The sequence below is a fragment of the Bradyrhizobium diazoefficiens genome, assembly GCF_016616235.1.
GTDB classification, from domain to species: domain Bacteria; phylum Pseudomonadota; class Alphaproteobacteria; order Rhizobiales; family Xanthobacteraceae; genus Bradyrhizobium; species Bradyrhizobium diazoefficiens_H.
The window spans coordinates 250,599-274,249 of the sequence record NZ_CP067100.1 but is presented as its reverse complement, the minus strand read 5'-3'; the positions used below and the strand labels follow the sequence as shown (position 1 = coordinate 274,249).

The following is a 23,651-nucleotide window of genomic DNA, read 5'->3' as shown; positions in this document are numbered from 1 at the left end:
TTTCCTTGCGCGAACCGGTATCGACTTCGCTCGAAAACGCTCTAGCGCGGCTCAAGGCAGATCTCCGCCAGTTTCACGAAGGCGCGGGCGCGATGCGACAGGCCAAGGCCCAGCGGCGGCAGACCGTGCTTCTCGATGCTTTCCATCTCGCCGAAGGTGCGGCTGTGACCGTCGGGCAGGAACATCGGATCATAGCCGAATCCAGCATTCCCGCGCGGCGGCCACACCAGCGTACCGTCGACGCGCGCCTCGACCTCTTCGAGATGATCGTCGGGCCAGGCGACGCAGAGCGCGGAAACGAAATGCGCCTTGCGTTTGTCCGGCGTGGTGGCGCCGCGCTCCTGCAGCAGGCGCTCGATCTGCGCCATCGCAGCAGTGAAATCTTTCGTCGGGCCGGCCCAGCGCGCGCTGTAGATGCCGGGCGCGCCGTCCAACGCATCGACGACGATGCCGGAATCATCTGCGAAGGACGGCAGCTTGGTCGCCTGCGCCGCCGCGATCGCCTTGATCGCGGCGTTGCTGCGGAAATCATTGCCGGTCTCTTCGGGCTCGGGTAGGCCGAGCTCACCGGCCGACACCGCCTCGATGCCGTAAGGCGCCAAAAGCTCCTTCATCTCGGCGAGCTTGCCGGGATTGTGGGTGGCGATGACGAGCTTTCCGGTGATTCGGCGGTGCATGGCTTATTGACTACGCGACGGCCAGTTTCTGCAAGTCCACGAGGCGCGCGATGCCTTTTTGCGCCAGGGCGATCAACGCAAGGAACTCGTCCTGTGTGAACGGCTCGCGTTCCGCGGTGCCCTGCACCTCGATGATGCGGCCGTCGCCGGTCATGACGAAATTGGCGTCGGTCTCGGCTTCCGAATCCTCGGCATAGTCGAGGTCGAGCACCGGCGTGCCGTTGTAGATGCCACAGGAGATCGCGGCGACGTTGTCGCGCAGCACGTTGGCCTTGATCATGTTGCGCGCCTTCATCCAGTTGATGCAGTCGGCGAGCGCGACGAAGGCGCCGGTGATCGAAGCGGTGCGCGTGCCGCCGTCGGCCTGCAGCACGTCGCAATCGACCGTGATCTGGCGCTCGCCGAGCGCTTCGAGATCGACGATGGTGCGAAGCGAGCGGCCGATCAGGCGCTGGATCTCGACGGTGCGGCCGCTTTGTTTTCCGGCGGAAGCCTCGCGGCGAGTGCGTTCGGAGGTCGCGCGCGGCAGCATGCCGTATTCGGCGGTGACCCAGCCGCGGCCCTGGCCCTTCAGCCATGGCGGCAGGCGGTCTTCCAGCGTGGCGGTAACAAGCACATGGGTGTCGCCGAATTTCACCAGGCAGGAGCCTTCCGCATATTTGACCACGCCGCGCTCCAGCGTCACGGGGCGCAATTCGTCGGGCGCACGGCGGCTTGGCCGCATGGGAAATCCTCCAAAACTCGCAGGTGTAGCGCTGTTCGCGGTGCTTGTAGGTGGGGTGAGGGTGGGCGGCAAGGATTTTTCACCCCTGATTTCGAGCGTGCAAACGCGACGCTTGTCAGAAGCGCCCGGGATGGACAAATTATGAGTATCTGAGAGGAGTTACCGTCTGTGGCCCATCACGATCCGATCCATCTGATCGCACCGCGCGCAGGCCTCGCCCAGCTCAACGAGCGTTCCCGCGATATCTTTCGTCAAATTGTCGAAAGCTATCTGGCGACCGGCGAGCCGGTCGGCTCGCGCAACATTTCGCGGCTGATCGCGATGCCGCTGTCGCCGGCCTCGGTCCGCAACGTGATGGCCGATCTGGAACAGCTCGGCCTGATCTATGCTCCGCACACCTCCGCCGGCCGGCTGCCGACGGAACTCGGCCTGCGTTTCTTTGTCGATGCCCTGATGCAGGTCGGGGATCTCACCGAGGCCGAACGGCAGTCGATCCAGAGCCAGCTTCCCTCCGTCGGCCAGGCGCAGTCGGTCGAGGCGGCGCTGGACCAGGCCTTGACGCGGCTGTCGGGCCTCACCCGCGCCGCGGCCGTGGTGTTGACGCCGAAATCCAATGCCCGGCTGAAACACATCGAATTCGTCCGCCTGGAACCGGAGAAGGCGCTGGTGATCCTGGTCGGCGAGGACGGCCAGGTCGAAAACCGCGTGTTGTCCCTGCCCCCCGGAGTTCCCTCGTCGGCGATCACCGAGGCCGGCAATTTCCTCAATGCGCGCATCCGCGGCCGGACGCTGGCCGAAGCGCGGCTCGAGCTCGAGACCGCGCTTGCGGAGGCCCGCGCCGAGCTCGATCAGCTGACGCAGAAGGTGATCTCGGCGGGTATTGCGAGCTGGTCCGGCGGCGAGAACGAGGACCGCCAGCTGATCGTGCGCGGCCATGCCAATCTGCTCGAGGATCTGCACGCGCTGGAGGATCTGGAGCGGGTCCGTCTGCTATTCGACGATCTCGAGACCAAGCGCGGCGTGATCGACCTGCTCGGCCGGGCCGAGACCGCCGAGGGCGTGCGCATCTTCATCGGCAGTGAGAACAAATTGTTCTCCTTGTCGGGCTCCTCCACGATCATCTCGCCCTATCGGGACGCGGCCGGCCACATCGTCGGCGTTTTGGGCGTAATCGGGCCGACGCGGCTGAATTATGCCCGCGTGATCCCGACCGTGGACTATGCCGCCCGCATCGTCAGCCGCCTTTTGGGAGGCTGACCGGCATTTGCGCCGATCACGGGCGCTTGATTTTCGCACGCTTAGGCACGATATCCGGGCCAACAATCCCTGCAAACGAGTTCGAGATTAGAGCCGATGACCGATCGAGACCGGCAACCCGAAGACACGACCGCGCCGACCGGCGAGCCCGTGGTGTCAAAGCCCTACATCATGCCCGACGATCCCGAGCCCGGCTCGGTCGAGACACTGCAGAAGGAAGCCGCTGAGGCGCGTGACCGCATGCTGCGGACGCTGGCCGAGATGGAGAATTTGCGCAAGCGCACGACCAAGGAGGTCGCCGACGCCCGCCTCTACGGCATCACCGGCTTTGCCCGCGACGTGCTCGACATCGCCGACAATCTCCAGCGCGCGCTCGATGCCGTTCCGGCCGAGGCCCGTGCCGCGGCCGATCCCGGCCTGATCTCGCTGATCGAGGGCGTCGAGCTCACCGAGCGTTCGCTGCTCAACGCGCTGGAAAAGCACGGCGTGAAGAAGTTCGATCCGCTGGGCCAGAAATTCGACCCGAACTTTCAGCAGGCGATGTTCGAAGTGCCCGATGCGTCGGTGCCTGCGGGCACCGTGGTGCAGGTCATGCAGGCCGGTTACACCATCGGCGAGCGCGTGCTGCGCCCGGCTCTGGTTGGGGTCGCCAAGGGCGGCGCGAAGGCTGCGCCGGCCGCGAACAACAACGAGTCGAGCGGCGCGCCGAACTGATTCACCCTCATGATGAGGAAGCGCGTGAGCGCCGTCTCGAACCATGCGGGCCCGGCTGCAGCGGGCCTTCATCCTTCGAGACGCGTGCGAAGAAGCGCGCTCCTCGGGATGAGGGTCCGATAGTAGTTCACGCCGCCTACGCGCTCACCGCGATATCGCCCGACTGAATCCGCTTCACGCCGGCCTTGGCCATGTCGGCCCAGGCCTTTGCCAGCGAGCCCTGATTGTCGATGCCGCGGCAGGCGTCCTCCACGACATAGACTTCAAAGCCCGCTTTGCGCGCGTCGAGCGCGGTCCAGGCGACGCAGAAATCAGTCGCAAGCCCGGCGACAAAGACGCGCTTGATCTTCCGCCCCTTCAGGTAGCCGGCAAGTCCGGTCGAGGTCTTGCCGTCGGCTTCGAGGAAGGCCGAGTAGCTGTCGACGTCCTTGTGAAAGCCCTTGCGGATGATGAGCTCGGCATGGGGAATCGCGAGGTCCTTCGACAGCCCGGCGCCATCGGTGCCCTGCACGCAATGGTCCGGCCACAGCACCTGCTTGCCGTAGGGAAGGTCTATGGTCTCGAACGGCTTCTTGCCCGCGTGGACCGACGCAAACGAGATGTGGCCGGGCGTGTGCCAGTCCTGTGTCATCACCACATTCGCAAAGCCTTTCGCGATCCTGTTGATGACGGGCACCACCTGCTCGCCCTCCTTCACCGCGAGGCTGCCGCCCGGCAGGAAGCAGTTTTGCACGTCGATCACGAGCAGCGCGGAGGCGTCGTCCGGCTTGATCGAGGCGGCGGCGAAGAGTGCAGTCGGAGCGAGGGTTGCAACCGCCGTCGTCCCCAGCATGGTCAAGACTTGTCGCCGATCCAGCATCGTTCGTCTCCCCTTGTGATGATCCAACGGGAGCGAAGCCTAGTTCCGCGCGCGAGCGAACTGAAGCCCGAAAATGCAGCCGGCTTTGGTGAGCGGTTGGGCTCTTGGCCCCAACATCACCGTCGTCCCGGACAAGCGCGCCCTCAGGGCGCGCGCCGATCCGGGACCCATACCCCCAGGGAGATGTTCGGCGAAGAGTCTTCGTGGGTACTGCGACCGACTGCAACGGCGAGATCACGCGGTATGGATCCCCGCCTTCGCGGGGATGACACCGAGTGTGTTGTGCCCGCCTTCGCCTACCCCTTCGGCTGAATCCCGTCGCGGACGGCGCGGAAGCGGGTGAAGGCGGCCGGCCACTGGTCGCGCGGGGCGCTGGCGATGATGCGCAGCGAGGTGCCGCCGCTCGAGAAACGGATCCACTGCACCACGGTCACCGGGGTCTTGTCCTTGCCGCTGACGCCGTCGATCCGGGTCTCAAAACCCTGCTGGCCGTTGATGCGGATCGGCTCGGACATGGTGAGGCGGGACTCGCGCACGCCAGGGATCTGGAGCGCGGCCTCCTGGGCGAAGCGGGCGCGGTCGTCGGCGGCTTGTGGGGTGGCACCGATCAGCCCGAGGATCATGAACGGCTTCGACTCGTAGCCGGTGCTCTCGTCGCCGTCGGCGAGGATGATGCTGGCGCCCGGCGCCAGCGTGCGGATGTCCTTGAAGTCGGCGAGGTCGGTGATCTTGAACGGCATCAGCGCGATCTGCTCTTCGGCCGAGACCTGCCTGCGGGTGGTGGCGCTGGCAAACATCTGCCGCACCGCCTCGTCGGTGTAGATCTTGGTCGCATTCTCCGGAATCTGCACCGCGACATAGCCGGAGAAGCCGGCGCCCGGCACGATCATCGAATAGCGCTTCACCGGGGTGTCGCCGGCCTTGCCGGTTTCGGTGGTGAAATAGGCAAGGCCTGCGGGGGTCTCGATCTTGTCCTGCTTGACGCCATTGGTGCCGGCCGGATTGGCATTGAAGGCGCTGACAACCTCGCCATAGGCCGCCGGTGGCAGCTCGGTGATCAGCACCTTGACGCTGCCATCCTCGCTCTCGAAGCCCGGAAAGGTTTTTGCCGTGCTTAAGCCCACCAGCGGCACCATGCCGAGACGAAGTCCGGGCGGGTAAACGGCATCGGCAGCAACGGCCGGGAGCGCGGCGGCAATGAGGAGGGCGAGCGCAGCGAGGGGGCGGATCAGCTTCATGGGCACTCTGATTGGTTCACATTGAGGCCGTTCGATGGTCGGCGACCGGGCCGCTTTGTCGCGCGAAGCAGCCTGGATGGCGGCTGTCCGGCTGGTCCGCCTTTTAGCGGGTTTGCCTCGCCGGCAACAGGGCGCGCCGGATCACGGGGCGGTAGCGGGCTGATGCCTGAACCTGTTAATAATTCCTCACCCGCAAGGGCGGTCCAGCCCGGACATGATCTTCCAAAACCCGATGTTTTCACGGCCGAAACTTAGCTTCGGTCCTTGCGGGCCCCTCCCCCCCTCCTATATGACCCCCAACCATCGCAATATCGCGAATGTTTGATCTTAGGGGGTTTCGGTTCGGGTGCCTCTTGGGCCCAACCAACCTGCCGCAAAAAGAAGGATATCAGGACCATGGGAAAGGTCATTGGGATCGACCTCGGCACCACGAATTCGTGCGTCGCCGTGATGGATGGCAAGAACGCCAAAGTCATCGAGAATTCCGAAGGCATGCGCACGACGCCTTCGATCGTCGCCGTCACCGACGACGGTGAACGCCTCGTCGGCCAGCCGGCCAAGCGCCAGGCCGTCACCAATCCCGAGCGCACCTTCTTCGCAGTGAAGCGCCTGATCGGCCGCCGCTACGACGACCCGATGGTCGAGAAGGACAAGAAGCTCGTTCCGTACAAGATCGTGAAGGCTTCCAACGGCGACGCCTGGGTCGAGGCCGACGGCCAGACCTACTCGCCTTCGCAGGTCTCTGCCTTCATCCTGCAGAAGATGAAGGAGACCGCGGAAGCCCATCTCGGCCAGAAGGTCGACCAGGCCGTCATCACCGTTCCCGCCTACTTCAACGACGCCCAGCGTCAGGCCACCAAGGACGCCGGCAAGATCGCGGGCCTCGAAGTACTGCGCATCATCAACGAGCCGACCGCGGCCGCGCTGGCCTATGGCCTCGACAAGACCAAGGCCGGCACCATCGCCGTGTACGATCTCGGCGGCGGCACGTTCGATATCTCGATTCTCGAAATCGGCGACGGCGTGTTCGAGGTGAAGTCGACCAACGGCGACACCTTCCTCGGCGGCGAAGACTTCGACATGCGTCTCGTGGGTTATCTGGCCGATGAATTCCAGAAGGAGCAGGGCATCAACCTGCGCAACGACAAGCTCGCGTTGCAGCGCCTGAAGGAAGCCGCTGAAAAGGCCAAGATCGAGCTGTCGTCGACGACACAGACCGAGATCAACCTGCCCTTCATCACCGCGGACCAGACCGGTCCGAAGCATCTGACGATGAAGCTCACCCGTGCCAAGTTCGAGGCGCTGGTCGACGACCTCGTCCAGAAGACGGTCGAGCCCTGCCGCAAGGCGCTGAAGGATGCCGGCGTCACCGCCGGTGAGATCGGCGAAGTGGTTCTGGTCGGCGGCATGTCGCGCATGCCGAAGGTCCAGGAAGTCGTGAAGCAGCTGTTCGGCAAGGAGCCGCACAAGGGCGTCAACCCGGACGAAGTCGTGGCGATCGGTGCCGCGATCCAGGCCGGCGTGCTCCAGGGCGACGTCAAGGACGTGCTGCTGCTCGACGTGACCCCGCTGTCGCTGGGCATCGAGACGCTGGGCGGCGTGTTCACCCGCATCATCGACCGCAACACCACGATCCCGACCAAGAAGAGCCAGGTGTTCTCGACCGCCGAGGACAACCAGAACGCGGTCACCATCCGTGTCTTCCAGGGCGAGCGTGAGATGGCGGCCGACAACAAGATGCTCGGTCAGTTCGACCTGATGGGCATTCCGCCGGCCCCGCGCGGCATGCCGCAGATCGAGGTGACGTTCGACATCGACGCCAACGGCATCGTCAACGTCTCGGCCAAGGACAAGGCCACGGGCAAGGAGCAGCAGATCCGCATCCAGGCCTCCGGCGGTCTGTCGGAAGCCGACATCGAGAAGATGGTCAAGGACGCCGAGGCCAATGCCGAGGCGGACAAGAAGCGCCGCGAGGCCGTCACCGCCAAGAACGAGGCGGATGGTCTGGTGCATTCGACCGAGAAGGCGCTTGCCGAGCACGGTTCGAAGGTCGCCGAGAGCGAGCGCCGTGCCATCGAGGATGCCGTCAGCGACCTCAAGGAAGCGCTGAAGGGCGACGATGCCGAGGCGATCAAGGCCAAGACTCAGACGCTGGCCCAGGCTTCGATGAAGCTCGGCGAGGCCATGTACAAGCAGCAGGCCGAGGCCGACGCCAAGAAGGATGCGGCCAAGGACGACGTCGTCGACGCGGAGTTCACCGAGGTCGACGACGACAAGAACAACAAGAAGTCCGCCTGAACCCCGAGAGGGTGATGATGCGGACGGTTTGGACCCCACACGCGCTAACGGCCTCCCCCTTCGCGGGGGAGGCTTCCGTGTCGAGGTCGCCGGCGCAGGCTCCCGTTACGATCGATCAATTTCCAGCCGTTATTCTCAGCGCTGCCAGGCTGCTCTCTGCCGCGAGGCGGAAGGGCGCTTATATCATTGCGTGGCAGCGCTGTTTCGCTCCAACTTGAATCGCGATTGGATAGACCGAGCTCAACATGTCCACGTCCACCAAGCGCTGCTACTACGAGACCCTGGAAGTCGACCGCGATGCCGACGAATCCAAGCTGAAATCGTCGTTCCGCAAGCTGGCGATGAAATTCCACCCGGACCGCAATCCCGGGGACGACACCAGCGAAGTCAGATTCAAGGAAATCAACGAGGCCTACGAGGTCCTGAAGGACAAGGACAAGCGCGCCGCCTATGACCGCTACGGCCATGCCGCCTTCGAGCAGGGTGGCGGCGGTGCTGGTTTCGGCGCGGGCTTCGCATCCTCCTTCTCGGATATTTTCGAGGATCTGTTCGGCATGGCTGGACAGCGCGGCCGCGGCGGCCGCGAGCGCGGGGCCGACCTGCGCTACAACATGGAGATCACGCTCGAGGACGCCTTCGGCGGCAAGACCGCGCAGATCGAAATCCCGGTCTCGGTCACCTGCGAGGCCTGCTCGGGCATCGGCGCCAAGGCCGGCACCAAGCCGAAGACCTGCTCGACCTGCGGCGGCGCTGGCCGTGTGCGGCAGTCGCAGGGCTTCTTCACGCTGGAGCGGACCTGCCCCGGCTGTCAGGGCCGCGGCCAGATGATCGAGGACGCCTGTCCGTCCTGCGCGGGCCAGGGCCGTGTCACCCGCGAGCGCACGCTCTCGGTCAACATTCCCGCCGGTGTCGAGGACGGCACCAGGATCAGGCTTGCCGGCGAAGGTGAAGCCGGCGTCCGCGGCGGTCCGCCCGGCGACCTCTACATCTTCCTGTCGCTGGCCCAGCACCAGCTGTTCCAGCGCGACGGCGCCGATCTGCATTGCCGGGTGCCGATCTCGATGGTGACGGCCGCTCTTGGCGGTGAATTCGAGGTGCCGACGATCGACAAGGGCAAGACCAAGGTGAAGGTGCCGGCCGGAACCCAGTCCGGCCGCCGATTCCGCATTGCATCAAAAGGCATGCCGGTGCTGCGCTCGCGCCAGATGGGCGACATGTACGTCCAGGTCGCGGTCGAGACCCCGCAGAACCTCACCAAGAAGCAGCAGGAATTGCTGGCCGAGTTCGAGAAGCTGTCCTCCGGCAATACCCAGCCGGAGTCGGTCGGCTTCTTCGCCAAGGTCAAGGATCTCTTCAGTAATCGGGCGAACTGACTCGTCTTGACCGTGCCGCCTTCGGCCTATACCTGTTTATGACCATTTTCTGACACGCCGCGGTCACGCGGTCCCGTCCGGTCCAGACATGCCATTGCCATCGTCCGCGCGTGCGTTGAAGAAGCCTCGTCTCGACGACGAGGTGCGCTTTCTCAGATCGTGGATCGAAAAGCCGCTGCACATGGGCGCAGTGATGCCGTCGGGCAAGCTGCTGGCCCGGACCATGGCGCATTACGTCGATATCGACTCGGACGCCCCCGTGGTCGAGCTCGGGCCCGGCACCGGTGCCATCACCTCGGCCCTGGTCGAGCGCGGCGTCGACCAGAAGCGCCTCGTCCTCGTCGAATACAATCCCGGCTTCTGCGCGCTGCTGCGCGACCGCTACCCGCAAGCCAAGGTGGTGCAGGGCGATGCCTACCGCCTGCGCGACACGCTCTGGAATGTGCTGAGCGCGCCGGCGAGCGCGGTCGTCTCCGGCCTGCCGCTGGTGACGAAGCCGATGCTGACGCGGCTGCGGCTGATCCGCGACGCCTTCACGGCGCTCGCCCCCCGCGCGCCCTTCATCCAGTTCACCTATGCGGTGGTGCCGCCGATCCCGAAATCGCTGCCCGGCGTCTCCACAGAGGCCTCGGAACGGATCTGGATGAACCTTCCGCCGGCCCGCGTCTGGGTGTATCGCAAGGACTAATTCCGCCGGCATCTGCTTTTGCGCGGCGGACTCGTTTCGCCGAACGCATGGAAGCGGATGCCCGCACCCAAAATCCTGGTCATTCCCGGCTCGCTGCGCACCGGCTCGCACAATGCGAAGCTGGCCGCCGTCGCCGCCTATGAATTCGCCCAGGCCGGTGTCGACGTGACCCGCGTCTCACTCGCCGATTTTCCGCTGCCGATCTACGACGGCGATCTTCAGGCCAAGTCAGGCATTCCCAAGCATGCCATCAATCTCAGGCGGATGATCGGTGCGCACCATGGCGTCTTGTTCGTCACGCCCGAATACAACGCATCGGTGCCGCCGCTCCTGAAGAACGCGATCGACTGGGTCAGCCGCGTGCAGGAGCTGCATGAGGCGCGCGGCGACGTCTTCCGGGGCCGCGCCTTCGCGCTTGCCGGCGCATCGCAGAGCCGGCTCGGCGCGGCGCGTGCGCTCCAGGCGCTCCGCCTGATCCTGACCTCCTGCCACGCCAACGTGATTGCCAATCAGCTCACGCTCGCCTTTGCCGATCAGGCCTATGACGATATGGACAGGCTGAAGAACGAGGGCGATATCGCCGCGTTGAAGCAGCTGGTCGCGCAGTTGATCGACATTTCCCAACGCATGATGTGAGGTGACATGATTCCAGCCGAGATCGCCCCGAAAGACCGCCTGATCGTCGCGCTCGATCTGCCCAGCGTCGATGCCGCGGAGGCGATGATCGCTCGGCTCGGCGATAGCGTCAGCTTCTACAAGATCGGCTATCAGCTCGCCTATGCTGGCGGCCTGCCGCTGATCGGCAAACTCGCCGACAAGGGCAAGAAGGTGTTCGCCGATCTCAAGATGCACGACATCGGCAACACGGTCGCGCGTGGCACCGAGAGCGTCGCCAAGCTAGGCGCGACCTTCCTTACCGTGCACGCCTATCCACAGACCATGAAGGGCGCCGTCGAAGGCCGTGGCACAGCGAGCCTGAAGATCCTCGCCGTCACCGTGCTGACCTCCTACAACGAGGATGATTTGCACGCAGCCGGCTATCGGCTCGGCGTCGCCGAGCTGGTCGAAGCGCGTGCGCAACAGGCGCAGGCGCTCGGCGTCGACGGGCTGGTGTCCTCGCCCGAAGAGGTCGGTAGCCTGCGCAAGATCGTCGGCCACCAGATGCATCTCGTCACGCCCGGCATCCGTCCGGCGGGCTCGGCGACCGGCGACCAGAAGCGCATTATGACGCCCGGTCGCGCGATTGTCGCGGGCGCGGATTATCTCGTCGTCGGGCGGCCGGTGGTGGAAGCCACTGAGCCCAAGGCGGTCGCTGAAGCCATCCAGGCCGAGATCGCGCAGGCGCTCGGCTAACCGTCAAGCAACAAGGGAGAAGAACAATGGCAAAAGGCTACTGGATCGGGCGCGTCGATGTGAGCAGTGACGAGGGCTACAAGCCCTATGCCGTCGCCAACGGTCCGATCTTCAAGAAGTGGGGCGGCCGCTTCGTCGTCCGCGCCGGCAAGTTCACCACCGTCGAAGGCTCCAGCCGCACCCGCAACGTCGTGATCGAATTCCCGGACTATGAGACCGCGATCGCCTGCTACAACTCGCCGGAATACCAGGCCAATATCAAGGTGCGCCAGCCGCACTCCATCGCCGACCTCATCATCATCGAGGGCTACGACGGCCCGCAGCCGCAGGACGGCTGAGCTTCTTACCCTCCCCTGGAGCGGGAGGGTCGATCGCGCGCAGCGCGAGCGGGGTGGGGTGATCTCTCCACTCGGGCATTGTTCATCGTGGAGAGACTTTCACCCCACCCCGTCTCACATTCCGCTGCGCTCCATGTGAGCCGACCCCCTCCAGGGGAGGGTAAGCGCGCCCCGCGATCCCGCTCGGTTGCCGGAACTGCGTCCCCCCGCTACAACGGCGGCGAAGAGGATCACACCATGTCCGACATGCGCTTGATTGTTGCTGGAGCCGGCGGCCGGATGGGCCGGGCGCTGACGCGGGCGATTGCCGAGAGCAAGGGCGCGGTGCTGGCGGGCGCGCTGGAGGCGCCGGGCTCGGAGATGCTCGGCAAGGATGCCGGCGTGCTTGCGGGCCTGCCGGCCAACGGCATCAAGCTGTCGGCCGATCTCTGGGCGATGGCGAAGGATGCCGACGGCATCCTCGACTTCACCGTGCCGGCCGCGACCATCGCCAATGTCGCGATCGCCGCCGAGCGCGGCCTCGTCCATGTCATCGGCACCACCGGCCTGTCGGGCTCCGACAACGCCGTGATCAAGAGCGTCACCAACCGCGCCGTCGTGGTGCAGTCAGGCAATATGAGCCTCGGCGTCAATCTGCTCGCCGCGGTGGTCAAGCGCGTCGCCAAGGCGCTCGACGAGAGTTTCGACATCGAGATCGTCGAGACCCATCATCGGATGAAGATCGATGCGCCCTCCGGGACGGCGCTGATGCTGGGGCAGGCCGCAGCCAGCGGCCGCGGCGTCACGCTCGACGACCATTCCGAGCGCGGCCGTGACGGCATCACCGGCGCACGCAGGCCGGGCCATATCGGTTTTGCCTCCTTGCGCGGCGGCACCGTCGCCGGCGACCACAGCGTGACCTTCCTCGGCCCGTTCGAGCGCCTGACGCTGTCGCATCAGGCCGAGGACCGCATGCTGTTCGCCCATGGCGCGCTCAAGGCGGCGCTGTGGGCGCATGGCAAGAAACCGGGTCACTACTCCATGGCCGACGTGCTCGGCCTGTCCGACATCTGAACAACACGGAAAGCAGTTGATGAGCGAACGTCTCCTCGTGCTCGTGCGCCACGGCCAGAGCGAATGGAATCTGAAGAACCTGTTCACGGGCTGGAAGGACCCCGACCTGACCGAGCTCGGCGTGAAGGAAGCCTCTGAGGCCGGCCGCAAGCTGAAGGCGCAGGGCCTCGTGTTCGACGTCGCCTTCACCTCCATCTTGACGCGCGCGCAGCACACGCTTGACCTCATCCTCGGCGAACTCGGCCAGACAGGTCTGCCGACCTCGAAGAACCTTGCGCTGAACGAGCGCGACTATGGCGATCTCTCCGGCCTCAACAAGGACGACGCCCGCAAGAAATGGGGCGAGGAGCAGGTGCATGTCTGGCGGCGCTCCTACGACGTGCCGCCGCCCGGTGGCGAAAGCCTGAAGGACACGCTGGCGCGCGCACTGCCCTATTACGTGCAGGAGATTCTGCCCGGCGTGCTCAACGGCAAGCGCACGCTGGTCGCCGCCCACGGCAATTCGCTGCGCGCGCTGATCATGGTGCTGGAAAAGCTCTCGCCCGAAGGCATCTTGAAGCGCGAGCTTGCGACGGGCGTGCCGATCATCTACCGGCTCAATGCGGATTCGACCGTGGCCTCCAAGCTGGATCTGGCGGGCTGACTTTCTTCGCCTCTCCCCGCGTGCGGGGAGAGGCCGGATTGCATCGAAGATGCAATCCGGGTGAGGGGGACTCTCCGCGAGTCCGACTATCACCATCCCTGCGGAGGCTCCCACTCACCCCGACCCTCTCAGCGCGAGCGAAGCTCGTCGCGGCCCCGCATCCGCCTTCGCCAAAGGCTTCGGCGGACATGACCGGGGCGAGGGAGAAGAATTTACTGCATCCCCAGCCGCCCGGCTTCCCAGCCCAGCATCGCCTGCTTGCGGGTGATGCCCCAGTGGTAGCCGGTGAGCTTGCCGCTCTTACCGAGGGCGCGGTGGCAGGGCACGACGAAGGAGACCGGGTTCTTGCCGATTGCCGCGCCGACGGCGCGCGAGGCCTTCGGGCTGTCGATGTTGCAGGCGATATCCGAATAGGACACCGCGCGGCCCATCGGGATCTTCAATAGCGTCTCCCACACCCGCACCTCGAAATCGGTGCCGATCAGGACCACGCGCAGCGGCTGGTCGGGCCGCCACAGCTTGGTGTCGAAGATGCGCTGGGCGAGCGACGCGGTGCCTTCGTGATCTTCCACATAGGTCGCGTTCGGCCAGCGCCGCGTCATGTCGGCGAGCGCGACCTTTTCCTCACCGTGGTCGGCGAAGGCCAGGCCCGACAGGCCGCGATCGGTCGCGATCACGATCGCGGTGCCGAACGGCGAGGGATGGAAGCCGTAGCGCAAGATCAGGCCCGCGCCGCCGTTCTTCCATTCGCCCGGCGACATCGCCTCGTGGGTGACGAAGAGATCGTGCAGCCGGCCCGGCCCCGACAAACCGGAGTCGAGTGCCGCATCGAGGATGCTCGCCGAGTCCCGCAAGAGTCCCTTCGCATGGTCGAGGGTGAGCGCCTGCATGAAGGCCTTGGGCGTGATCGATGCCCAGCGCCGGAACAGATGGTGCAGCTCGTCCGGCGTGACGCCGGCCGCATCCGCCATCGCCTCGATGGTCGGCTGCGCGCGCCAGTTCTCCGAGATGAATGCGATCGCCCGGCGCACCGAATCGTAATCGCGTAGCGCGGCGTTCTGGGGGCCCGGCTTGGCCAGGCGCTGGTCATGTATGGCGAGTGTCATCATGCCCGCAAATGTAGGAGAGAGCCGGCGTCGAAACCACCCGATTTCCGAGGTGATATCAGGAGACGGGGTTGTAGGTCGGGCCGCGCTTGGCGGCGTTCAGCGCCTCGACCAAGCCTTTATAAAAACTGGCTTTTTCGTCAGGTCCGAGGAAGCGGGCGATCTGGATCTGATGGCCGCGCGAGATCAGATAGAGATGCTCGATGCCAAAATCCTCGTCGACCTCCATGTCGAGACGAACCCAGAGCGGATTGAAGGTCCATTCGGCGACCTGGCCGCGATGGCTGATGCGCCTCACGCGCAGTTCGGAGGCCGTCACGGTAATCTCCTCGCGCGCCCGGGCGGTGCGGAAATTGGCCTTGAAGGCCCACCAGACCACGAGCACGTCGAGGCCGAAAAAGCCGAGGACCGGCCAGGCGCCCTTCATCAGGAAGGCGAGGCCGGTGGCAAAACTGATGGCGCTCAGGAACAGCATCACCGAGAGGAAGCCGGTGCGGTTCAGGGAGCGATGCGGCGTCAGCAGTGCCGAGAATATCTGCACCTCGCTGTCGCGCTCAATTTCGTTGCCTGTGCTCATCGTCCCCCAGTATATCCCGATCATGGCGAAAATCACCCGCAAGCCGGCTCCGCGCAAAGCGCCGATGCCGAAGAAAAAGGCAAAGCGGGCCGTCGCGAAGCCCAAGGCCTCGCCTAAGAACAAGGCCCCCGCGAAGAAATCGCTCAGAGCCACCAGACCCTGGACGCCCGCCGAGATCCACGAGGTCTTCAGCCGTTTCCGCAAAGCCAATCCCGAGCCGAAGGGCGAACTCGAGCACGTCAATCCGTTCACGCTGCTGGTCGCGGTGGTGCTGTCGGCGCAGGCGACCGATGCCGGGGTCAACAAGGCGACGCGTGCGCTGTTCGAGGTCGCCGATACGCCGCAAAAGATGCTCGATCTCGGCGAGGAGCGCCTGCGCGACTACATCAAGACCATCGGCCTCTACCGGACCAAGGCGAAGAACGTGATTGCGCTGTCGGCAAAGATCCTCAGCGATTTCGGCGGCGAGGTGCCGCGCACCCGCGCGGAGATCGAGTCGCTACCCGGTGCCGGGCGCAAAACCGCCAATGTCGTGCTCAACATGGCTTTTGGCGAGCACACCATGGCGGTCGACACGCATGTCTTCCGCGTCGGCAACCGCACGGGACTTGCGCCCGGCAAGACGCCGCTCGAGGTCGAGCTCGGTCTTGAAAAGGTGATCCCGGCCGAGTTCATGCTGCATGCGCATCACTGGCTGATCCTGCACGGCCGCTATACCTGCCTCGCGCGCAAGCCGCGCTGCGAAGTGTGCCTGATCAACGATCTCTGCCGGTGGCCGGAGAAGACGGTCTGAGCAGGCCGCGCGCCGGCGGTCTCACCGCATCTGCCGCACCGGCTCGATCAGCTCGGGTCGCGGGCCGGACAGGCGCTTGTGCATGTGGACCATGAAGGCCATGGCGAAGATCGGTGTCGCGAGATTGACGACCGGGATCGAGACGAAGGCGGCGATGAAGAGGCCGGCGGTGAAGATGGTCGCGGCATTGGCGCGCCGCATCGCCTTGGCCTCCTCCGGCGAGCGGAAGCGCATTGCGGCGAGCTCGAAATATTCGCGGCCGAGCAGCCAGGCGGCGGCGAGGAAGAAGATCAGGAAACCCGCGCCGGCGAACAGCACCAGCGGCAGCGCGGCCAGATACACCAATATCGTCAGCAGCGCGGTCTTGATGCCTTCGAAGATCGCCTGGCTGAACGGCAGCGCCACGCCCGGACGCTCGGCGGGGTAATGCTCGCGCTCGACGATGTCGGCGACGTCGTCGACGAACAGGCTCGCCACCAGCGAGGTGATCGCCGGCATCAGGAACACGCCGCCGAAGACGACGCCGAGGCCGGCCGCGATCGAGACGATCCAGGCCAGCACCTCGAGCGAGGAATGCCAGCCCGGCCCGAGCAAGCCCTCCAGCCAGACCTCGCCATGGGCCGCAAACCAGCTCAGCAGCCGCTGCAGGCCGACCGCCAGCACGGTGATCAGCACCAGCGCAACCCCGATCGATCGCCACAGGATCGAGCGCATCGGCGGCGAGAACATTTGCGACAGCGCCTTTGCGGCGGCATCCAGCATGGGGGACCCTTTCAGGAAACGACCGGCGAGAGGTAGACACCCAATGCGGCTTCGGCAAGGGCGGGTGATCCGTCGCAGTGGGCTAGGCTCTCGTGTCCCGGACGCGGCGCGGCATGAAATGACGCGACGCAGAGCCGGGACCCATCTCGCCGCGCTCCTGGGCCCCGGCTCTGCAGCGCACCGCTGAAGAAGCGCTGCGCTGCGTCCGGGGCACGAGAGAGCTACGCATTACTCATGCCGATGGCCATGCCCGTGTTTGCGCGCCTTCACCGGCTTGCCGTCGCCCGTGGGGATCATCATCACGCGCCCGTAGCGGACGCCGCGCTCGGCGATGATGTGGTCGGCGAAATGCTTGACCTCGGCGGCGTCGCCGCGCAGCGCGGTCATCTCCATGCAATTGTCGTGGTCGAGATGGACGTGCAGCGTTGCCAGCGCGAGGTCGTGGTGGCCGTGGAATTCCTGCACCAGGCGTTTTGAGAGGTCGCGCGCGGCGTGGTCGTAGACATAGATGAGGCCGGCGACGCAGGGACCGGTCTGCGCGGTGTCTTCCGCGCTCTGTTGCAGCCCGGCGCGGGCGAGGTCGCGGATGATCTCGGAGCGGTTCTGGTAGCCGCGCGCCTCGGCCGCGGCGTCGATCTCCGCCAAGAGATCGTCCTCGATTGTGATGGTAATTCGCTGCATCAGAATGTTCCCTCGCGCGGCGCCTTTCTTACCTCGCCCCGCTTGCGGGGAGAGGTCGGAATTCAAACGTAGCTTGAATTCCGGGTGAGGGGGACTCTCCGCGAGTCCATTTCTCACCGTGATCGCGGAAGCAGCCCCTCACCCCGTAAGAACGGGGCGAGGGAGCGCACCGTCATCCTCACAGCCGCGTTGCGCGCAGCCGCAGCGCGTTCCCGACCACGCTGACCGAGGACAGCGCCATCGCCGCCGCAGCGATGATCGGCGACAGCAGCACGCCTAACGCGGGGTAGAGAATCCCTGCGGCGATCGGGATGCCGGCAGCGTTGTAGACGAAGGCAAAGAACAGGTTTTGCCGGATGTTGCTCATGGTCGCCTGCGACAATTTTCGCGCACGGACGATGCCGGTGAGATCGCCCTTGAGCAGGGTGACGCCGGCGCTCTCCATGGCGACATCGGTGCCGGTGCCCATGGCGATGCCGACTTCGGCCGCCGCCAGCGCCGGCGCGTCGTTGACGCCGTCCCCGGCCATCGCGACACTGCGGCCGGCCTTTTGCAGTTTTGTCACGACCGCGCTCTTCTGATCCGGCAGCACCTCGGCCTCGACCTCGGCGATGCCGAGCCGGCGCGCCACCGCCTCTGCCGTGGTGCGGTTGTCGCCGGTCAGCATGATCACCTTGATGCCTTCGGCCGCGAGCGCCTTCAGCGCTTCCGGCGTCGAGGCCTTGACCGGATCCGCGATCGCGAACAGGCCGGCGAGCTTGCCATTGACAGCCATGTTGATCACGGTCGCGCCATCCTGGCGCAGCCGCTCCGCCTCGGTATCGATCGCCCTGGTGTCGATGCCGATCGACGACAGATATCCTGCATTGCCGAGCACGATGGTCTTGCCGTCGACCTTGCCGGTCGCGCCTTTGCCCGTCGGCGAATCGAACTCTTCGACTTGGCCGAGACTGAGCTGCTTCTCCTTCGCAGCGCGCATGATGGCGTCGGCCAGCGGATGCTCGCTGGCGCGCTCGACGCTGGCCGCGAGCCGAAGAATGTCGTCCTCCACGAAGCCGGTCGCAGGCACGATCGCGACCACCTTGGGCTTGCCCTCGGTCAGCGTGCCGGTCTTGTCGACCACCAGCGTATCGATCTTCTCCATCCGCTCCAGCGCCTCGGCGTTCTTGATCAGCACCCCTGCCTGCGCACCGCGGCCGACACCGACCATGATCGACATCGGCGTCGCCAGACCCAGCGCACAGGGACAGGCGATGATCAGCACGCTGACGGCGGCAACGAGCCCGAACGCCAGCCGCGGCTCCGGTCCGAACCAGGCCCAGGCGCCGAAGGCGGCGATGGCGACGGCAATCACCGTCGGCACGAACCAGCCCGCGACCTGATCGGCCAGCCGCTGGATCGGCGCGCGCGAACGCTGCGCGTCCGCGACCATCTGCACGATCTGCGACAGCAGCGTTTCGCGCCCGACCTTGTCGGCGCGCATGATGAAGCTCCCCGACTGGTTGAGCGTGCCGGCGATGACCTTTGCGCCGGTCTCCTTGGTGACCGGCATGGACTCGCCGGTGACGAGCGACTCGTCGAGCGAGGAGCGGCCCTCGAGGATGATGCCGTCGACCGGCACCTTCTCGCCTGGGCGCACGCGCAAGGAATCGCCGGCGTGGAGCTGCTCAATCTCGACCTCGTGCTCGCTGCCATCGGCATCGACCCGGCGCGCCGTCTTCGGCGCAAGCTGGAGCAGCGCCTTGATCGCGCCTGAGGTCGCATCGCGCGCGCGCAGCTCCAGCACCTGGCCGAGCAGCACCAGCACGGTGATGACGGCGGCCGCTTCGAAATAGACTGCGACGGCACCCTCATGGCCGCGGAAGGTCGCAGGGAAAATTTGCGGCGCGATGGTGCCGATCAGGCTGTAGACATAGGCAACGCCCGTGCCCATCGCGATCAGCGTGAACATGTTGAGGTTGCGCGTCGCCAGCGACTGCCAGCCGCGCACCAGGAATGGCCAGCCGGCCCAGAACACCACGGGCGTGGTGAAGACGAGCTGGATCCAGTTCGACAGCACCGGGTCGATCCAGTTGTGTGGTCCCGCGAGATGGCCGCCCATCTCCAGCACCACGGCCGGCAGCGCCAGCGCCCCGCCGATCCAGAAACGCCGCGTCATGTCGGCGAGTTCAGGATTCGGGCCGGTCTCCAGGCTCGCGACCTCCGGCTCCAGCGCCATGCCGCAGATCGGGCAGCTGCCGGGTCCGACCTGGCGGACTTCCGGATGCATCGGGCAGGTGTAGATCGTGCCCTGGGGCATCTCGGGCTCGGGCGCTTTCTCCTTGGCAAGATATCTTGCGGGATCGGCGGCGAATTTGGTGCGACAGCTGACCGAACAGAAATGGAAGGTTTTGCCGCGATGCTCGAAGCGGTGTTTCGAGGTCGCGGGATCGACCGTCATGCCGCAAACGGGATCGAGCACCTTTGTCGCCGCTGCGCCATGGTCATGATGATGCTCGGCATGGCCGGCGTGATCGCCGTGTCCGCCGCAGCAGGAGGAGTCAGCGGGCTTGGCGGGCGGCGCGACTTTCGTGGAACAGCCGCATCCGGAATGCGTTTCCGCGTCGTGATGATGCTTGTGCTCGCCGTTGTTCATTGTCGCACTCCGGTCTTGTAATTCATACCCTAGGGGGGTATATAGACCTCATGCGCAAGGACATCAAGGCATCCGTCGGAAAACGTCTCGGCCGGATCGAGGGCCAGGTTCGCGGCCTCGCGAAAATGGTAGAGGAGGACCGCTACTGCATCGACATCGTGACGCAGATCTCGGCGGTGCGCGCGGCGCTCCGCCGGGTCGAGGAAGAGGTTTTGAAGGACCACGTCGCCCATTGCGTCGAGCACGCGATCGCGAGCGGCGACAAGGCGGATCAGCGCGAGAAGATCGCGGAGCTGATGGCGGTGATCGGACGGGCGGAGCGATAGGTCTCCACTGTCGTTCTTCGTCGCTGCGCTCCTCGCGATGACGACTGTTGAAGCGAGTTCGTGCCACACCCCAGCTGTCGTCCCTGCGAACGCAGGGACCCATAATCCCAGGGAGTGGTTTGGCGAAGATTGCTGTTCGATACCTTTTGCGCCCGCACGCGCTAGATCACGCGGTATGGGTCCCTGCTCCCGTGCGCTATTGCGCACTAGGCAGGGACGACAGCAGAGGCTACGCCGCGATCTCGCGCGCGCGACCTCGCCGCCGCGGGCGGTACATCGCAAGCTTCCTAAGCAGCGGGAAATGCTCTGTGGCTTGCCTCTCTGCTGGCGGCGTGCTCACTTCCTCAGCCGAAACTTCAGCCGGCGTCTCCTCGTCAATCGCTTCAGGAACGAGCGGCGGCGCACGGAGCGTTTCTGGAAACACACTGAATGTGCCCGCTACCTCCTCGAGCGGCTTCTGCTTGTCGGCCCAGTGCAGGGAGGTGTAGTCGAAGCCGTGCACGATGGTGGGTTTGACGACTTCGAAATAGGGCGAGATGTCGAAGTCGCGGGGCATGTAGAGCGAGGAATCGCGGATGTGCAGGATCTCGCGGCGCGCGGCGCGGCTGCCGGCCTTGGTGATCTTCGGCAAGATCGGATAGCGCACGGCGTCGAAGGCCTGGGCGATCAGCGCCGAGCAGATGATCTTGGTCGGATCGCCCGAGCCGATCGCGATCATGCGCCGCCGCCAGCGCTGCGGTATCGGTAGCGGGAACAGGAAGCGCATGAGGTCGACGATATTCTTGGTGTCGTAGCCGAAGCCGATGCGGTTGATCGCATAGCGGCAGACCGTGGTGCGGTCCTCATAGGACAGCCCGACCGGGCGGCAGACGCGGGTGTGATACGGGAAATATTTCGACAGCGGTGCGGAGGTGACACCCTCGCCGATATTGGCCTCGATCAGCACATGCGGCTCTCCGCCCGCCTCTTCGGCCCCCTCGATCGGACCGACATAGAGCGCGGCGTGCGACCAGGTCGACTGCGTCAGATATTTGATGATGCCGGAGATGCGGTTGTTACCCTCGACCAGCAGTACGTCGCCGGGCTCGATCACGCCGCGCAGGTGCTCGGGATCGCTGGGCGTGAACGGCTCATAGCCCGGCACCTCCTTCGAGAGGTACGCGGCAATCAGCTTGCCGACTGAGTCCAGGACCGTCCCCATTTCAAGCTCCCCCACGGTCTTTGCCGACCGTCTTTTTCCCTTCTCTATCATGGTCGAAACGTGTTGCAATTCGGTTCATCACTCTGTGAGATCAAGCACGATTGATTCACCGTGATGGTTGCCGTGCAACGCCAGATGCAGCAAGGTTCGCGGGCTGTTCCTGTCCGTCGCAAGTTCCCGGAAACCATGACATGACAATCACCCGCCGCGGTTTCCTTTCGGCATCGGCGGCCCTTGCCGCCATGCCCGTCCTGCGTGCAACCGCCGCGCCCTTGCCGCGCGACGCTGACATTGTCGTCATCGGGGCGGGCGTTGCCGGCATCGCTGCGGCGCGGCGCATCATGGCGACGGGCCGCAAGGTGGTGGTGGTGGAAGCGGCCTCGCAAATCGGCGGCCGCTGCATCACCGATACCACGACCTTCGACACGCCGTTCGACCGCGGCGCGCGCTGGATGCACAATCCCGAGACCAATCCGATGATCCGCCTCGCGCGCGGTGCCGGGCTGGACGTGGTGCAGGCGCCGGCGGGCCAGAAGATGCGCATCGGCCGCCGCAACGCGCGGGCTGGCGAGACCGAAGAATTCCTGGCGGCGCTGGTCCGCGCCAACCGCGCCATCGACGAAGCCGGGCGCGGCAAGCTCGATACGTCCTGCGCCTCCGTGCTGCCGAAGGATCTCGGCGACTGGGCCGGTGCCGCCGAGTTCATGCTGGGCGCGAGCTTTGCCGGTAAGGATTTGAAGGAGCTGTCGGCGATCGACAAGTCGCGCGCCCAGGACCGCAACGCCGCCATCGCCTGCCGTCAGGGGCTTGGCACACTGATCACCAGGCTCGGCGAGCAGGCGCCGGTGGCGCTGTCGACGCCGGCCAGCCGCATCGTCTGGAGCAATCGCGACGTCAGCGTCGAGACGCCAAGCGGCAAGATCGCCGCGCGCGCCGCCATCATCACGGTCTCGACCAATGTGCTGACCTCGGGCGCGATCAAGTTCGGGCCCGATCTTCCCAAGCGAGCGCTGGACGCGGCCTCGAAGCTCAGCCTTGGCAGCTACGATCACATCGTGCTGCAACTGCCGGGCAATCCGCTCGGGCTGACGCGCGACGACATACTGATCGAGCAGAGCAACTCGACCCGCACGGCTTTGATGTACGCCAATATCGGCGGATCCTCGCTGTGCTCGATCGACGTCGGCGGCGCGTTCGGCCGCGATCTCTCCGAGCAGGGCGAGAAGGCGATGGCTGCGTTCGCGAAGGAATGGATCACGAAACTGTTCGGCAGCGAGGCTGCTTCCGCCGTGCAGAAGACCAGCGCGACGCGCTGGAACGCCTCGCCCTATGTCATGGGCGCAATGTCGGCGGCCTCACCGGGCGGCCAGCTCTCGCGCAAGGTCCTGGCCGAGCCGATCGGCTGCATGTTCCTCGCCGGCGAAGCAACGCACGAGACGCTGTGGGGCACGGTCGACGGCGCCTGGGAAAGCGGCGAGCGCGCCGCGGATGCAGCCCTGCGCAGGATCGGCGCAATCAGGGACGAGCCGTTGGAGGTGCCGACGCAGTCCACGAAGCGGCGCCGCGCGCCGCGGCAGTACTAGCGCAAGATCCCGTCCAGCACCGGCAGTCCAGCGATCACCGCCATCGCGATCAGGGCGTAGCAGATTCCGCGAAACACCTTCTCGCTGGCGCGGCCGAACAGCGACGCGCCGGATGCGACGCCGAGCGCATAGGCCGGCCCAACGATCAGCGAGAGCGCCAGCGCTTCGCGGCTGATCAGCCCGGTGGTCGCATAGCTGACCATCGAGAAGAAATCCGAAGCGCCGAAGAACAGCACGATGTTGGCGCGCGCGACGATCGGCGCGATGGGGCGGCCGAGCCAATAGCCGACGATCGGCGGCCCGCCGGTCTGTGCGAGGCCGCTGCAGAAGCCGGAGAGGCCGCCGATGCCGACCGAGAGCCAGGTGTGGTCCTTGCCGCGATAGCGCCAGCCCGACAGCAGCAGAAGCAGCAGCGCCGCGACGAAGCAGGAGATGATCCACCGCGTGGTGACGGGTTCGAGCACGCTGAGGAAATAGGTGCCGACCGGGACACCGACCAGCGCGCCCAGCACGATCACCGCCGTGGCCTTGCGGTCCGCCTTCCGCCACGCATGGGGCAGCAGCGGCGCCGCCGCGACGAAATCGATCACGAGCAGCAAGGCAGCAACGAGCCGCGGCGCCGCGATGCTGCTCGCCAGCGGCATGAAGATCAATGCCGCGCCGAAGCCGGAGAAGCCGCGGGCGGTGCCCGAAACGAAAGCGACGGCGCAGAGCGCCATCGCAATGGTGAGGCTGACGTCCTTCGGGAGGAGGTCGGCGATACTCATGCCCT

General features: G+C 65.6%; 24 protein-coding genes. 13 read left to right on the top strand and 11 right to left on the bottom strand.

The features are described 5' to 3' along the window. Positions 1-41 precede the first annotated feature (41 nt). Both rdgB and rph read right to left on the bottom strand, forming a co-directional pair. Positions 42-677, bottom strand: a complete 636-nt coding sequence (gene rdgB / locus JJB99_RS01230; protein WP_200497015.1) for an RdgB/HAM1 family non-canonical purine NTP pyrophosphatase — start codon at positions 675-677, stop codon at positions 42-44. Between the two features lie 10 nt (positions 678-687). After that, on the bottom strand, positions 688-1,401 hold the full coding sequence (gene rph, locus JJB99_RS01225) for a ribonuclease PH (protein WP_200497014.1): 714 nt from the start codon (positions 1,399-1,401) through the stop codon (positions 688-690). Between the two features lie 168 nt (positions 1,402-1,569). Here rph and hrcA point away from each other — a divergent pair, with 168 nt between their 5' ends. Then, a complete protein-coding gene (gene hrcA, locus JJB99_RS01220; RefSeq protein ID WP_200497013.1) occupies positions 1,570-2,658 on the top strand; it encodes a heat-inducible transcriptional repressor HrcA in 1,089 nt (362 codons plus the stop codon). A 96-nt stretch (positions 2,659-2,754) separates the two neighbouring features. Then, positions 2,755-3,372 (top strand): nucleotide exchange factor GrpE, encoded by a 618-nt coding sequence (gene grpE / locus JJB99_RS01215; RefSeq protein ID WP_200497012.1) that lies wholly within the window; start codon positions 2,755-2,757, stop codon positions 3,370-3,372. 136 nt (positions 3,373-3,508) lie between these two features. On the opposite strand, the gene pncA is transcribed toward grpE, so the two are convergent. Continuing rightward, entirely contained in the window at positions 3,509-4,231 is a 723-nt protein-coding gene (gene pncA, locus JJB99_RS01210; RefSeq protein ID WP_200497011.1) for a bifunctional nicotinamidase/pyrazinamidase, read from the bottom strand. 296 nt (positions 4,232-4,527) lie between these two features. Further along, positions 4,528-5,469, bottom strand: a complete 942-nt coding sequence (locus JJB99_RS01205; RefSeq protein WP_200497010.1) for a hypothetical protein — start codon at positions 5,467-5,469, stop codon at positions 4,528-4,530. 396 nt (positions 5,470-5,865) lie between these two features. On the opposite strand from JJB99_RS01205, the gene dnaK reads away from it, so the two are divergent. From dnaK to JJB99_RS01165, 8 genes are all read left to right on the top strand, one after another. Beyond that, positions 5,866-7,767, top strand: coding sequence for a molecular chaperone DnaK (gene dnaK / locus JJB99_RS01200; protein ID WP_008539807.1), 1,902 nt, complete (start codon positions 5,866-5,868; stop codon positions 7,765-7,767). 245 nt (positions 7,768-8,012) lie between these two features. Continuing rightward, on the top strand, positions 8,013-9,140 hold the full coding sequence (gene dnaJ / locus JJB99_RS01195) for a molecular chaperone DnaJ (protein ID WP_200497009.1): 1,128 nt from the start codon (positions 8,013-8,015) through the stop codon (positions 9,138-9,140). 88 nt (positions 9,141-9,228) lie between these two features. Continuing rightward, complete coding sequence (locus tag JJB99_RS01190) at positions 9,229-9,828, top strand: class I SAM-dependent methyltransferase (protein ID WP_200497008.1); 600 nt, start codon at positions 9,229-9,231, stop codon at positions 9,826-9,828. A gap of 57 nt (positions 9,829-9,885) precedes the next feature. Then, entirely contained in the window at positions 9,886-10,464 is a 579-nt protein-coding gene (locus JJB99_RS01185; protein ID WP_200497007.1) for an NADPH-dependent FMN reductase, read from the top strand. Between the two features lie 6 nt (positions 10,465-10,470). Further along, a complete protein-coding gene (gene pyrF, locus JJB99_RS01180; RefSeq protein WP_200497006.1) occupies positions 10,471-11,181 on the top strand; it encodes an orotidine-5'-phosphate decarboxylase in 711 nt (236 codons plus the stop codon). A gap of 26 nt (positions 11,182-11,207) precedes the next feature. Beyond that, complete coding sequence (locus JJB99_RS01175; RefSeq protein WP_200497005.1) at positions 11,208-11,519, top strand: DUF1330 domain-containing protein; 312 nt, start codon at positions 11,208-11,210, stop codon at positions 11,517-11,519. Between the two features lie 237 nt (positions 11,520-11,756). Continuing rightward, positions 11,757-12,572, top strand: a complete 816-nt coding sequence (gene dapB, locus JJB99_RS01170) for a 4-hydroxy-tetrahydrodipicolinate reductase (protein WP_200497004.1) — start codon at positions 11,757-11,759, stop codon at positions 12,570-12,572. Between the two features lie 19 nt (positions 12,573-12,591). Further along, positions 12,592-13,215 (top strand): 2,3-bisphosphoglycerate-dependent phosphoglycerate mutase, encoded by a 624-nt coding sequence (locus JJB99_RS01165; RefSeq protein ID WP_200497003.1) that lies wholly within the window; start codon positions 12,592-12,594, stop codon positions 13,213-13,215. Between the two features lie 212 nt (positions 13,216-13,427). Here JJB99_RS01165 and JJB99_RS01160 read toward each other — a convergent pair whose 3' ends face one another. After that, positions 13,428-14,324, bottom strand: coding sequence for a methylated-DNA--[protein]-cysteine S-methyltransferase (locus JJB99_RS01160; RefSeq protein WP_200497002.1), 897 nt, complete (start codon positions 14,322-14,324; stop codon positions 13,428-13,430). A 55-nt stretch (positions 14,325-14,379) separates the two neighbouring features. Beyond that, the gene (locus JJB99_RS01155) at positions 14,380-14,898 is read right to left on the bottom strand and encodes a DUF2244 domain-containing protein (RefSeq protein WP_200497001.1); all 519 of its coding nucleotides are present in this window, start codon (positions 14,896-14,898) and stop codon (positions 14,380-14,382) included. A 22-nt stretch (positions 14,899-14,920) separates the two neighbouring features. Between JJB99_RS01155 and nth the strand changes: the two genes are divergently transcribed. Then, complete coding sequence (gene nth / locus JJB99_RS01150; RefSeq protein ID WP_200497000.1) at positions 14,921-15,691, top strand: endonuclease III; 771 nt, start codon at positions 14,921-14,923, stop codon at positions 15,689-15,691. Between the two features lie 21 nt (positions 15,692-15,712). Here nth and JJB99_RS01145 read toward each other — a convergent pair whose 3' ends face one another. The 3 genes from JJB99_RS01145 to JJB99_RS01135 all read right to left on the bottom strand — a co-directional run bounded on the left by JJB99_RS01145 (position 15,713) and on the right by JJB99_RS01135 (position 19,769). After that, entirely contained in the window at positions 15,713-16,453 is a 741-nt protein-coding gene (locus JJB99_RS01145; RefSeq protein ID WP_200496999.1) for a sulfate transporter family protein, read from the bottom strand. Between the two features lie 228 nt (positions 16,454-16,681). After that, positions 16,682-17,134, bottom strand: coding sequence for a nickel-responsive transcriptional regulator NikR (nikR, locus tag JJB99_RS01140; RefSeq protein ID WP_200496998.1), 453 nt, complete (start codon positions 17,132-17,134; stop codon positions 16,682-16,684). Between the two features lie 178 nt (positions 17,135-17,312). Then, complete coding sequence (locus JJB99_RS01135; RefSeq protein WP_200496997.1) at positions 17,313-19,769, bottom strand: heavy metal translocating P-type ATPase; 2,457 nt, start codon at positions 19,767-19,769, stop codon at positions 17,313-17,315. Between the two features lie 50 nt (positions 19,770-19,819). Between JJB99_RS01135 and JJB99_RS01130 the strand changes: the two genes are divergently transcribed. Beyond that, positions 19,820-20,095 carry a metal-sensitive transcriptional regulator gene (locus JJB99_RS01130; protein ID WP_200496996.1) on the top strand — a complete coding sequence of 92 codons (276 nt, stop codon included), beginning with the start codon at positions 19,820-19,822 and terminating at the stop codon, positions 20,093-20,095. A gap of 229 nt (positions 20,096-20,324) precedes the next feature. Here the strand turns inward: JJB99_RS01130 and JJB99_RS01125 are convergent, their stop codons facing one another. After that, complete coding sequence (locus JJB99_RS01125) at positions 20,325-21,296, bottom strand: YiiX/YebB-like N1pC/P60 family cysteine hydrolase (protein ID WP_200496995.1); 972 nt, start codon at positions 21,294-21,296, stop codon at positions 20,325-20,327. A 191-nt stretch (positions 21,297-21,487) separates the two neighbouring features. Here JJB99_RS01125 and JJB99_RS01120 point away from each other — a divergent pair, with 191 nt between their 5' ends. Further along, positions 21,488-22,879: a flavin monoamine oxidase family protein gene (locus JJB99_RS01120; RefSeq protein WP_200496994.1), complete on the top strand. Its 1,392-nt coding sequence runs from the start codon at positions 21,488-21,490 to the stop codon at positions 22,877-22,879. On the opposite strand, the gene JJB99_RS01115 is transcribed toward JJB99_RS01120, so the two are convergent. Beyond that, the gene (locus tag JJB99_RS01115; RefSeq protein ID WP_200496993.1) at positions 22,876-23,646 is read right to left on the bottom strand and encodes a sulfite exporter TauE/SafE family protein; all 771 of its coding nucleotides are present in this window, start codon (positions 23,644-23,646) and stop codon (positions 22,876-22,878) included. The two genes, JJB99_RS01120 and JJB99_RS01115, sit on opposite strands and share 4 nt — an antisense overlap. Positions 23,647-23,651 lie beyond the last annotated feature (5 nt).